Source organism: Catenulispora pinisilvae (assembly GCF_015356865.1).
Classification (GTDB): domain Bacteria; phylum Actinomycetota; class Actinomycetes; order Streptomycetales; family Catenulisporaceae; genus Catenulispora; species Catenulispora pinisilvae.
The window spans coordinates 14,865-27,480 of sequence record NZ_JAAFZA010000135.1; the positions used below are offsets into that span (position 1 = coordinate 14,865).

8 protein-coding genes are annotated in these 12,616 nt (G+C 70.7%); 5 read left to right on the forward strand and 3 right to left on the reverse strand.

Features of this window, described 5'->3' with window-relative positions:
• The first annotated feature begins 172 nt into the window (after nt 1–172).
• The 4 genes from IZR01_RS53570 (at nt 173) to IZR01_RS30435 (ending at nt 7,884) form a co-directional block, all read left to right on the forward strand.
• Nucleotides 173–2,860 carry a winged helix-turn-helix domain-containing protein gene (locus tag IZR01_RS53570; protein ID WP_194925885.1) on the forward strand — a complete coding sequence of 896 codons (2,688 nt, stop codon included), beginning with the start codon at nt 173–175 and terminating at the stop codon, nt 2,858–2,860.
• 85 nt (nt 2,861–2,945) lie between these two features.
• On the forward strand, nt 2,946–4,421 hold the full coding sequence (locus IZR01_RS30425; protein WP_194897849.1) for an alpha/beta hydrolase: 1,476 nt from the start codon (nt 2,946–2,948) through the stop codon (nt 4,419–4,421).
• A 25-nt stretch (nt 4,422–4,446) separates the two neighbouring features.
• On the forward strand, nt 4,447–7,113 hold the full coding sequence (locus IZR01_RS30430) for a winged helix-turn-helix domain-containing protein (protein ID WP_194925886.1): 2,667 nt from the start codon (nt 4,447–4,449) through the stop codon (nt 7,111–7,113).
• A 168-nt stretch (nt 7,114–7,281) separates the two neighbouring features.
• Complete coding sequence (locus IZR01_RS30435; protein WP_194925887.1) at nt 7,282–7,884, forward strand: hypothetical protein; 603 nt, start codon at nt 7,282–7,284, stop codon at nt 7,882–7,884.
• Nucleotides 7,885–7,949: 65 nt separating this feature from the next.
• Here IZR01_RS30435 and IZR01_RS30440 read toward each other — a convergent pair whose 3' ends face one another.
• Together IZR01_RS30440 and IZR01_RS30445 are read right to left on the reverse strand one after the other, a co-directional pair.
• Complete coding sequence (locus IZR01_RS30440) at nt 7,950–8,519, reverse strand: isochorismatase family protein (RefSeq protein WP_194925888.1); 570 nt, start codon at nt 8,517–8,519, stop codon at nt 7,950–7,952.
• Nucleotides 8,520–8,672: 153 nt separating this feature from the next.
• Nucleotides 8,673–9,113 (reverse strand): MarR family winged helix-turn-helix transcriptional regulator, encoded by a 441-nt coding sequence (locus IZR01_RS30445; protein WP_194897845.1) that lies wholly within the window; start codon nt 9,111–9,113, stop codon nt 8,673–8,675.
• 229 nt (nt 9,114–9,342) lie between these two features.
• Here IZR01_RS30445 and IZR01_RS30450 point away from each other — a divergent pair, with 229 nt between their 5' ends.
• Entirely contained in the window at nt 9,343–10,905 is a 1,563-nt protein-coding gene (locus tag IZR01_RS30450; RefSeq protein WP_323747143.1) for a Na+/H+ antiporter, read from the forward strand.
• A gap of 40 nt (nt 10,906–10,945) precedes the next feature.
• On the opposite strand, the gene IZR01_RS30455 is transcribed toward IZR01_RS30450, so the two are convergent.
• The coding region (locus IZR01_RS30455) for a chloride channel protein (protein WP_194925889.1) at nt 10,946–12,616 on the reverse strand (1,671 nt) is incomplete at its 5' end.

Sequence of the window (12,616 nt, forward strand, 5' to 3'; positions counted from 1 at the left end):
ATCGGATGAGTCCGCAAGGTTAAGAACCCTTACACATGGCAAAATCCCTGACTGGGACTGCCTTTGAGCGAGATCGACGATCATTCATCCGAGGTTCGCAGGGGATGGATCTTGGAGCTTCTGGTATCTCATATATGAGTGATCGGGGACCCACGCATGGGATGATTCTGCGGTGGCAGCACGCGGCGCGGCCGATACCACGGGCGGCGAGTCCATCGGCCCCGGCCGGGAGAAGCTGGTGATGCGCCCCGGCTTGTTCGGCCGTCTGGCGGCGACGGCGCGCGTGAGCGTGGTCTCCGGATCGGCGGGCAGTGGCAAGTCGGTCTTGCTGCGCTCGTGGATCGGGCAGACCGGCTTGACCGGTCGGGTGGCGTGGGCGGCGGCTCGGGACGATGAGCGCGATCCGCAGGGGTTCTGGGTGTCGGTGTTCGACGCGATGCGCCGGTCGGTCGCCGGCTCCGCTCTGGTGCGTCCCTTGACGCCGGCCCCGGACCTGGACGGGTGGACGCTCGTCGAGCGGCTGCTGGCGGACCTGGCGCCGCTGCCGGATCCGTTGTGGCTGGTGGTCGACGACGTCCACGAACTGAGTGCGGAGGCGCTGCGGCAGCTGGAGTTGCTGGTGCTCCGGGCGCCGCCGGAGTTGCGGTTCGTGTTGTCCACCCGGCATGACGTGCGGCTCGGCTTGCACCGGCTGCGGCTTGAGGGCTCTTTGGCCGAGATCCGCGAGCGCGATCTGCGGTTCAGTCGGTCCGAGGCAGGGGAGCTGTTCAAGGCGGCGGGCCTGAAACTGTCCGCGTCCACGATCACGTTGTTGCACCAGCGGACCGAGGGCTGGGTCGCCGGACTGCGGCTGGCCGCGCTGTCCCTTTCCGGGCATCCGGACCCCGATGGGTTCGCGGCCGGGTTCTCCGGCAGTGAACGGACGGTGGCCGAATTCCTGCTGGTGGAGGTGCTTGAGCGACAGGACGCCGCGGTACGGCGTCTGCTGCTGCGCACGTCAGTGCTCGAACGGATCAACGGCGAACTCGCCGACGTGTTGACCGGCGGCGGCGAATCCGAGCGGATACTTCAGGATCTTGAGCGGGCCAACGCCTTCGTCGTCGCCCTGGACGCCGGCCGCTCCTGGTTCCGCTACCACCGGATGTTCGCCGACCTGTTGCAGCAGGAACTCCGCCGCGAAGCGCCGGAGGAAGTCGCCGGCCTGCACAGTGCCTGCGCCGGCTGGTTCGCAGAACACGGACATGCCGTAGAGGCCGTGCGGCACGCCCAAGCCGCCGAGGACTGGGCGTCGGCCGCCGCGTTCCTCGCCGACGCCTGGCCCAGCCTCTACCTCGACGGCCGTGCCGTCACCATCCACGAACTGCTCACGGCCTTCCCCGCCGAGGTGCGGGCGGCGAACGCGGAGCTCGCGATCCTGGTCGCCGCCGACGAGGCCGCGTTCGGCGTGATCGAGACGGCCGAGTGGTACCTCGGGGTCGCCGAGCGGCGGGCTTCGTCGGTCGCTCCGGACCGGCGCGGTCAAAGCCGGATGCTGCTCTCGATGGCCCGCCTGCTGGCAGCTCGCCGACGGGGCGATCAGGAGGCTGTGATCGTTGAGGCGCGCCGGGTGCAGCACGTCGCGGAGGGGCCGGACCCGACGCACTCCGGCCTGAGCGACGATCTTCGCGCGTTCGCCTCGATCAGCGTCGCGATCACCGAGGACTGGACGGATCGGCAGGCACCGGCCCAGCAGCGCTTGACGCGGGCCGTCGAGCTGGCCCGCCGAACGGGGCGGCCCTATCTCGAATTCAGCGGACTGGCCTACCTGGCGGCGCTGGACGTCGCGCGCTCACGAGACGCGGCCGCGCAAGCGCACGCCGAGCAGGTGATCGAACTGGCCCGGCGGCATGGCTGGACCGACGAACCGCCGGCGACCATCGCCTACGCCATCCGCGGTGTGGCGCTCGTCTGGCGGGCCAGGCCGGAGGAAGCAGAACCCTGGCTCCACCTCGCGGAGCGCTCCCTCACTGTTGAGACCGAGCCTTCGGTAGGAGCGGGAATCCACTACATCCGCGGGATGCTGGAGCTGGTGCGCGGCCGCGACGCCGAGGCGCTGGCGGCGTTGCGGGCCGCGGAGTCGCTGACGGCGCGGTTGGATCTGGACGGCCCGTACTATCTCAGTGCACCGACACGCGCGCTGCTGCTGCACGCCCTGGTGCGTCTCGGCGAAATCCAACGCGCTGAACGTATGGTGGAAGGGCTCGACAAGCAGGAGCGGGCGCGCGGGGAAGTGCGGGTCGCGGTGGCGGCTTTGAAGGCGGCCCAAGACGATCCCGAAGGCGCGATCGCGGAACTGGCGCCGGTCGAGGACGACGATTCCGTGCGCTACGGCCGGCGGACGTGGCGGGTCGCGGCGTTCGTCCTGGAAGCGGCGGCGCGCGACGCGCTCGGCGATACCGCCGCCGCCGAACGGCTGCTGGAGCGCTCGCTCGACCTGGCCGAGCCCGATGGAGCGGTGTGGCACTTCCTGCTGTGCCCGCCGCCCGAGCAGCTGCTTGAGCGGCACGCCCGGCGTACCGCACACGCCTGGCTGGTCGCCGAGATCCAGAGCATGCTCGCCGCCCGGCGACTGCCCTCGCCTTCCTCGTCTTGCTCCGCGCAGCTGCCCGCGCCCGATCCGCTGAGCGACAGCGAGATCAGGGTACTGCGCTACCTGCCGACCAACCTCACTGCCCGCGAGATCGGCGGCGAGTTGGGCGTCTCGCCCAACACGGTCCGGACCCACATCCGCAGCCTGTACACCAAGCTCGGTACGCACAGCCGGTCCGACACCGTCGCCCGCGCGCGGAGCCTGGGACTGCTCGCCCCCTCGGCGCGATAAGTCATACCGACTGGGTGAGGACCGCTCACCCCGGCCGTGGAAAGGATGAGTCGGTCGGAACGCCCCTCGATATAAGGAGCCTCACATGTCCTCCGAGCCGGTCACCAATCTGACCCCCAGCGCTACAACTCGCAGATCGTTGCTGCGCGTGGGCGTGCTCGGCGGCACCGGGACCGTCTTGCTGGGCGCGGGTGCTGTCGGCGCCGGCACTGCTCAGGCCGCTGCGGTCGCTTCGGCGACTCAGGCCGCTTCAGCCGGTCCAGCGGCTTCAGCCGTTCAAGCCGTTCCCGCCGCTTCAGCCGGTGCACCGATGTTGCAGGGCCTGTTCACCCAACCGGATCTGGACTTCGACACCCTCTTCGCGTTCGGCGGGACCGGATACGGCTCGGCCGAGTTCGGCGAACTGGCCACGGCCGTGAACGCCGTCAACGCATCGGGTGCTTCCTACCAGACCTACTACGACACCTTCCTCCCGCTCGCGACGCGTCTCGATCGCCAAGCCGGTGCCGAGCTGGCCGCCGGCCACCGGGTCAGTGCACGTGCTCTCTACCTGCGGGCCGCGTCGTACTACGACCAGTGTCTGTATTTCATCTTCGGCACCAGTGCCAGAGCTTCCGAGGCAGGCGCTTACGCGGCCATGCAGCGCTGCTGGGATCTGTTCTGTCAGCTCTCGGACACCCCCTTCGAATCGGTGCGCATCCCTTACGAAGGCGGCTACCTCCCCGGCTACCTGCTGCGTTCGGACGAGCGTGCGCGGCGTCGCCCGACGGTCATCCTGAACAACGGCCAGGACGCGCAGAACGTGCGGATGTGGGCCTTCGGGGCGGCGGCCGCCCTGGAACGCGGTTACAACGTCCTGATCTTCGAGGGCCCCGGGCAGGGCTCGATGCTGTTCGAGCGCCAGGCATTCCTGCGCCCCGACTGGGAAAAGGTGATCACGCCGGTTGTGGACTACCTGCGGGACCGGCCGGAGGTCGACCGCGACCGGATCGTGCTCAGCGGTTCGAGCCTGGGCGGTGAGCTCGTCGTGCGCGCCGCCGCCTTCGAGCATCGGCTGGCCGCGGTGGTGGCCGACCCCGGATTCCTGAGTCTGTGGGTCTCCTGGCAGGCCCTGGAGAAGGAGATCACCTCGTTGTTCGACCACGGCCTGAGCAAGCAGGAAATCAATGCCCTGTGGCAGCAGAAGTTCGTTCCCGCGCTCACCGCGACCGAGCGGTTCAACCTGGTCAAGGCCGCCGAGCCCTACGCCCGGGAGGCGCTGCTCGCCGGCCGGGCCGGGAAGGTCTTCGACGACCTCTACGGCCTCGGCACGACGCTCATGCGCTTCACCGTCGCCGACGTTGCCGCGCAGGTGAGCACGCCGACGTTGGTGACCGTCTATGACGACGACGAACTCGTGACGCCGGCCGCCGGGCAAGGGGCGCAGGTCTACCGGCTGCTGCATGCCGACAAGCAGATCGTCACCTTCACCGCGGCCGAAGGCGCCCAGGAACATTGCGGCCCGATGGCGCCGCGGATTCGCAATCAGGTCGTCTACGACTGGCTTGATGGCGTTCTATGATCCCGGCGGGCGCGATAATGGAGACGTGTCGCGCGTTACCGAGGCCGGCGGCCGCGGCCCCCAGTCCGTGGTGGCCAGGCCCGGCTTGTCCCGAACCCTGACGGAGACGAAGCGTGTCGCGGCCATCTCGGCTCCGGCCGGCAGCGGTAAGACGATGTTGCTGCGCTCCTGGATCGCCGAGTCCGGACTCGGCGATCGGGTCGCCTGGGTCGCGGCGGGCTCCAGCGAGCGCGATCCGCAGCGGTTCTGGGTGTCCGTGTTCGACGCGCTGCGCCGGACGGGCGCGGGCGCGCGCCTGGTGCCGCCGGTCTCGGCGGCGCCGGACGCGGACGGTTGGGCGCTGGTCGAGCGGCTGCTGACCGCTCTGGCACCGTTGCGGGAACCACTGTGGCTGGTCGTCGACGACGTGCACGAGCTGGGACCGACGGCTTTGCAGCAGCTGGAATTGCTGGTTCTGCGCGCGGCATCGGCAGCATCGGCGGCGTCGGACTTGAGGTTCGTGCTGGCTTCCCGGCACGACGTCCGCCTGGGTCTGCATCGGCTTAGGTTGGAGGGCGGCCTCGTCGAGATCCGCGCGGCCGATCTGCGATTCAGCCTGGCCGAGGCGCGCCGGCTGTTCACCGGCGCCGGCTTGGACCTCCCGGAGCCGGCGGTGGCGGCGTTGCATAAGCGCACCGAAGGCTGGGCCGCCGGGCTACGCATGGCTGCCATGTCGTTGGCCGGGCACCCGGATCCGGAGCGGTTCGCCGCCGAGTTCTCCGGCAGCGAGCGGACGGTCGCCGAGTACCTGCTGGCCGAAGTGCTGGAGCGGCAGAGCGAGGACGTTCGCAGGCTGCTGCTTCGCACCTCGATTCTGGAGTGGGTCAACGGGGAACTCGCCGAGCTGCTGAGCGGAGTCGGTCACGGGGAGCGGGTGCTCCAGGACCTGGAGGAGGCGGGCGCGTTCGTGCTCGCGCTGAACTCGGACCGGACCCGGTTCCGTTACCACCCGATGTTCGCCGAATTGCTGGCGCTGGAGTTGCGCAGAGCGGTGCCCGGCGAGGTGGTGGGACTGCACCGCACCGCGAGCGGCTGGTTCGCCGCACACGGCCGCTCGCTGGAGGCGATCCACCACGCGCAGGCCGCGCGGGACTGGGGCCGGGCGGCGCAGCTGCTGGTGAGCCACTGGCCGGGGCTGTATCTGGACGGGCAGGAGGCGGCGGTCCACGAACTGCTCGCAGGCTTTCCCGGTGCGGTGCGCGCCGGCGACGCCGAGCTGGCTGCGGTGGCCGCCGCGGACGAACTGACCCGAGGCTCGCTGAAGACGGCCGAGCGCCACCTGAACCAGAGCGAGCGTGCCATGGCCTCGGTGCCGGCCGAGCGCCGCGACCGCGCCGAACTGCTGCTCGGGATCGTCAGGCTGCTGACAGCGCGCCAGCGCGGGGACCTGGACGCGGAGCTTCAGCAGGCCCGGCGCCTTCGGACCGTGGCCGAACACCCGCGGGCCGCGCGTCCCGCTTCGGGCGAGGAGTTGCGCGCCGTGGCGCTGATCGGGCTCGGGTACGCGAGCAGCTGGAGCGGCGGGCCGACGCAGACGCGGCACCTGGAGGAGGGGATCGCGCTGGCCCGCCGGATCGGGCGGCCGTATCTGGAGTTCACCGGGCTCGCCTACAAGTCCGCGATCGAGGCCACGCGCTTGGCGCCGGAAGCGCAGACCAGTGCCGCGCGCGCTATCGAGCTGGCCGAGTCGCACGGGTGGACCGACAAGGTCGCGGTCGGCGTGGCGAGTGTGGCGTCGGCCGGCGCGATGGCCTGGCAGGGCCGGCTCGACGAGGCCGAGTCCTACCTGCGGCGTGCCGGGCTGACTATCGGGCCGGAGGTCGAGGCGGTGGCGGCGCTCGCGGCCCTGTTCATCCGCGGCCAGCTGGAGTTGGTGCGCGGCCGGGCCGCCGACGCCCTCGACACCTTCCAGACCGCCGAGACGCTGGCCGACCAGCTGGCCGGGGCACACCCCTTCGCCCGCCCGGTACGCGCCTGGTCCATACGAACACTGATTCGCCTGGGGGAGCTCGCGCGGGCCGAGCAGTCCCTCGCCGAGATCGACGAGCCGGAGCGCGACAGCGGCCTGGTCCGCGTCGTCGCCGCCACCCTCCGCCTGGCGCGCGACGACCCCCGCGGCGCGCTCGACGAGCTCGTCCCGGCCCTCGCCGCCGATGCCCACCCGGGATGGCGGGCGTGGCTGGTAGAGGCGTACCTGCTGGAGGCCCTCGCCCGTGACGCGTTGGGGGAGCGGGCCGCGGCCGACGGCGCTTTGGAGCGCGCGCTCGATCAGGCCGAGGCGGGCAGCACGCTGCTGTGCTTCCTGCTGCATCCGGTGGCGGAGCTGGTCGAACGGCATGCCAGGGGGCGCACCTCGCATGCTCGGCTGGTCGGGGAGGTCCGGACGCTGTTGGCCGGGGGTGGCGTGCCCGCGCGCGGCTCCGCGCAGACGGCGCTGGTCGAAGCGCTGAGCGAGAGCGAGATTCGGGTGCTGCGGTACTTGCCTACCAACTTGACGGCGCCGCAGATCGGGGACGAGCTCTCTGTTTCGCGCAACACGGTGAAGACGCATGTGCGGAGCTTGTATACGAAGCTTGATACGCATAGTCGGGCGGAGACTGTTGCGCGTGCTCGGGAGCTTGGGCTGATTGCTCGGGCCGGGTTGGCGCGGTGAGAATCGCTCGACCCTGAGTCGCCCGACTCCGAATCACTGCACCCCGAATCACTGCACCCCGAATCACCCCACCTGAGCGATGAGCGCTCACCCCGCCGCTCCCTAGCGTTTCTCGCAGGGGCACAGCCCCATGCCACGCCGCCTGCGCCACACGTCTGGAGAGTGCCCATGAACGCCATGAATGCCGTCTGGAGCAAGGTGAAGGGCGTGCGCGGCTTCCTGAGCTGGATCGTGTTCGCCGTCTTCCCGAACTCCGAGGTGGCCTGGGCGGCGCTCGCCGGTCTCGCGGTCGCCCTCGTCCTGTTCATCCAGGACCGTCGCCGCGGCGTCCCGCTCGACGCGCTGATCCTAGATGTCAGTACCCTGATTTTCTTCGCGGCGACGGGCGCGGCCGGGTTCGCCGAGCCGCACGCGTCGCTGGGCAACTGGAGCAGTGCCCTGTCTTTCGGCTGGCTGGCCATCACCGCCTGGGGCACCATCGCGCTGCGCCAGCCCTTCACCCTCGGCCTGGCCCGGCAGCGGGTGCCGCGCGAGGTCTGGGGGCGCCCCGCGTTCCGGCAGTCGCAGCTTGAGCTCACGCGGTTGTGGGCGGTGCTCTTCACGGTGCTGGCGGCCCTGCTCGCCGTCTGCACCGGCACGCATCAGGGCACGCTGCTCGGCCTCAGCATCCGGCTGGCGGCTCTGAGTATCGGCGCGCACCTGACCTCGCGGCATATCAAGGCTTCGCGGCTGCGGATGGCCGCGGTGGCGTTGAGCGCCGATGCGATGTAGTGACCGGGCTGCTCAGGGTTCTGATGTGCCGCCCCGGGTGTTCGGCTTGGTGACAGTCGGCGCGCTCACGGGCGGCTGCCCTCTAGGAGCGCCAGCAGTTCGGCGGTGGTGCCGGTCTCGGCGATCTTCGGGAACACCTTCGTGACGCTGTGCTCGTGGGTGTCCGGCGAACCGTCGGTCATCGCGTCCACCGGCAGGCTGACGTGGAAGCCGTCCTCGTGGGCGGAACGCGCGGTGGACTCCACGCCGCTGCCCGTGGCGATGCCGACCACCACTACCTGCGTGACGCCGCGCGCCCGCAGCTGTGCGGCGAGGTCGGTACCGGAGAAGGCGCTGCGCGCGTATTTGGTGACCGCGATGTCGTCCGGCTGCTGGTCGAGCTCGGGGATCAGGTCGGTCCAGCCCTCGGGCCGGATACGACCGCCGCCGTTGGTGCCGCGCTCGGTGCGTCCGGGCGGGGCACCCGCGACGTTCACCAGCGCGACCGGCAGCCCGTGCCGCCGGAAGGCGCCGATGAGCTCGGTGGAACGGGCGATGACGCCTTCCACCGGATGCGCCAGGGGCAGCCCGACGATCCCGGCTTGCAGGTCCACGACGATCAGAGCGGTGTCGGTGTCGACAGCGGAAAACGGCATGGTGGTATCCCTCTCGTGGGTTCGAGTTCTGATCCGTGTGCTGATTCGGGTTCTGATTTGCGTGCTGAATTGCGTGCTGATTCGTGTGCTGAGGTGTGCGACGGCGCGTTCGAGCGCGGGTGCCAGCACTCTGGGCCGCTAGACGCTGGGCCGCTAGGCCTTCGTGAGCCGCCGGATCAGTTCGACGGCGGCGCGCAGCTGCTCGATCTCGGCCGGGCTGAGCTCGGAGCTCATCGCCTGGGTCAGCCAGTCCTCCTTGGCCAGCCGCCCGGCACGGAACTCCGCACGCGCCTTCTCGGTCAGATCCAGGATCGTCTTGCGCCCGTCCTTCGGGTGTGGCGAGCCGCTGACCAGTCCCGCGCCGTCGAGCGCCGCGACGATGGCGGCCATCGACTGCTGACGCAGGCCCTCGGCCCGGGCGAGTTCGGTGGTCGTGCTGGCCCCGTCCCGTTCGAGCCGGCTGAGCACGGCGGACTGCGACTTCGTCAAGTCGCTGCCCGTGGCCTGCTCGCGCAGTCGGCGCACCAGCTGCGCCAGGACCACGCGGAGGTCGCCGGCCACCGTGGCGGCCGCGGGCCTGTCGTCTTCCGTCATGGCCTCAGTCAATCACTTGAACAGCTGACTGTACAGCTAACTGTGTAAATTCGGTCGGGCCCGGGTGCGGCCGAGTGCGCCTGAGCGCGTCCGAGTGCGTCCGATGGTGAGCGAAGTCATGAGTGGTTCGTGAGATTCCCGTAGCGAACTCGTTTGCTGATCAATAGGCTCGGTGCCGGTGTGCCGGGAAGTCTGGTCGGCTCGGGGATCCTCCCGATACCTGCCACCGGTGTCGGACCCGACGACTTGTTTGGGGCTGACCGTGTCGCATGCCGTGGTGATCGTGCTGGCGTTGGTGGTGCTGGGAACGGCGGTGGCGACCTTCGCGGGGCGGTGGGGGATCCCGGCGCCGTCGTTGCTGGTGCTGGCCGGGATCGGCGTGGCATTGGTCCCCGGGGCGCCGACGGTGCATGTGGCTCCGGACGTGATCGCCTCGGTGGTGTTGCCGCCCTTGTTGTACGCCTCCGCGGAGGAGATCTCGGCGCGGGAGCTGCGGCGGGTGTGGGTGCCGGTGCTGGTTCTGGCGCTGGGCCTGGTGCTGGCCACGGCCGCGGTGGTGGCGTCGTTGGCGTGGGCGTTGACCGGGTTGTCGGCGGCGATGGCGTTCGTGCTGGGGGCGGTGCTGGCTTCCACGGATCCGGTGGCCGTGACGGCGTTGGGGCGGCGGCTGCCGTTGCCGGGCCGGATCCAGGTGCTGGTGCAGTCGGAGAGCTTGTTCAACGACGCGACGTCGCTGGTGTTGTTCAAGGTGGCGGTGGCGGGCGCGGCCGCCGGGTCGGTGGGTGTGCTCGGCGGGGTGGGGAAGTTCTTCGTGCTGGCCGGCGGTGGTTTGGCGGTGGGTGCGGGACTGGCCGCCGCGGTGGCGTTTCTGCGTTCGTCGATCACTGATCCGGTGTTGGAGACGGTGATCGCTTTGGTGACCCCGTATACGGCCTATCTGCTGGCCGAGAGCATCCATGTGTCCGGGGTGACCGCGGTGGTGGTGGCCGGGGTGGTCGCCGGCAGCGTCGGGCACCGGATCACCGATGCCCGGACCCGGCTTCATGTGCACAGCGTCTATGCAGTGCTGGTGTTCGCCCTGGAGTCGGTGGTGTTCTCGCTGATCGGCCTGCAACTGCCGGCGTTGGTGCGGGATCTGGGTTCTGCCGATCGGTGGTGGCCGGTGCACGCGGCGGTACTGGCCGCGGCTCTGATCGGGGTCCGGATGCTGTGGGTATGGCCGACGACGGCCCTGGCCCGGCCGACCCGGGGGTATCCGACCTGGCCGCTGACCCGGGTGGTGACCTGGGCCGGGACCCGCGGGGTGATGCCGCTGGCGGCGGCGCTGTCGATTCCCTTGGCCGCCGACGACGGCGCGTCGCTGCCGGGGCGGCCGCTGGTGTTGGTGCTGACCACGGCTGTGGTCGCGGCGACCCTGACGGTGCAGGGCCTGAGCCTGGCCGGGGTGGTGCGGACTTCCGGGCTGGCCGTCGCGCCGGAGCGGGCCGCGGCCAAGGAGGAAGCCGCGCGGTCGGCCATGGACCGCGCGGTGGTGGAGTATCTGGACGAGTTGGCGGTGGCCGGCCCGGCGAACGCCTCGGCGGTGCTCCGGCTGCGGGCCCGCTACGCCGAGCGCCTGGACCCGGAGACCGACGCCTCCTTGTTGGAGGACCTGGCCACGCTGCGCCGCGACGTGCTCAGCGTTCAGGGTGCCGAGTTGCGCAAGCTGTTCGCCGAGGAGCGGATCACTGATGGGTTGCGGCGCCGGCTCCAGGCCGAACTCGATCGGCGCGAAACCGGCCTCGACGCCTGACTCAGGGTCTTGATCGATGCTGTGCGGAAGCCGCGATCGCTCAACTCGGCGCGGAGGCCGCGATCGGTCGGCGATGCGCGGCGGCGAGCACCGCCTGGTGGGTGATCCACCCGGAGAGCCCGGTCCCGGCGGCGTCCATCACCGGCAGACCCCACGGATCGGCGGACACCAAGGCGTCCAGTGCCGCGCTCAGTTCGGCGTCGGCCCGCAGCGGATGGGGAACGTGGGCCACGTGCCCGATCTCCTCGCCGCCCCGGCCGCCCTCGGCCAGTACCTCGGCGACTTCGCGGGCGGAGGCCACGCCGAGGAAGGACCCGTCGGCGGCCGTCACCGGCAGCGCGCCGTGCCGTGAGGCCGCGAGCGTGTCAGCGGCCTGCGACAGCGAGGTGGTCGCGGGCAACGACGCCGGAACCGGCTCCATCACCGCTCCGATCGCTATGCCGGCGAACGGGGAGGTGGGCGCGGGGGCCGTCAGGTCGATGCCGCGGCGGCGGAGTTTGAGCGTGTAGATGGTGTCCCCGGTGAGCAGTTTGCCGGTCAGCGTGGCCAGGACGATCGCGGCCATCAGCGAGACGATGATGGAGTACTCCCCGGTCAGCTCGAACATGATCACCACCGCGGTGATCGGGGCCCGCGCGGCGCCGGCGAACACCGCGCCCATCCCGACGAGGGCGTAGGAGCCGATACCGCCGGCGGCGGCGCCGAAGACGTCGTGGGCCAGGATCCCGAAGGCCGAGCCGAGCATCGCGCCCAGGAACAGGCTCGGGGCGAACACCCCGCCGGAACCGCCGATCCCGATGGTCAGGCTGGTCGCCACCATCTTCCCGACCAGCAGCAGCACCAGGAACCCGATCGCGTACTTGCCGGCCACCGCGTTGCCCAGCACCGGGTATCCGACCCCGTACATCTCCGGCAGCAGGAGCAACAGCACGCCCAACAGCAGCCCGCCCACAGCCGGGCGGGCCCACTCCGGCCAGCGCCAGGCCCAGTCGCAGAGGTCTTCGATCGCGTAGAGGATCTTGGAGAAGGCGACGCCGACGGCACCGGCCAGGACGCCGAGCGCGGCGAACAGCAGCAGCTGGCTCGGGCGCGCGGTGTGGAACGGTGGGAGCACCAGGAACGGCACGTTCCCGAACGCCGCCCGGCCGATCACCGAGGCCGTCACCGAGGACAGCACCACCATCCCGAAGCCCTCGGCGGCGAAGGAGGTCAAGATCAGCTCCATCGCGAAGAACACCCCGGCCAGCGGCGCGTTGAACGTGGCCGCGATCCCGCCGGCCGCACCGCAGGCGACCAGCAGCCGCATCCGGTCCTCCCCGGCTCCGACGACGCGGCCGAAGGTGGAACCCAGGGCCGAGCCGATCTGCACGATCGGGCCTTCCCGGCCCACCGACCCGCCCGAACCGATGCACAACGCCGACGCCAGCGACTTCACCACGGCGACCTGCGGGGCGATCCGGCCGCCCTTGCGCGCCACGGCGTACATCACCTCCGGCACACCGTGCCCGCGCGCCTCGGGCGCGAACTTGTAGACCAGCGGTCCGTAGAGCAGTCCGGCGAGCACCGGGGCTAACAGCACGAACCACACACCCAGCCACGGCACGTGCGGGTTGGCGCTGTGACCGGCGGCCGAGTAGTCGGCGTGGCCGGAGAAGACCTGCGTGAAGGTCTTGATCAGCCAGCGGAACGCGATCGCCCCCAGCCCGGCCCC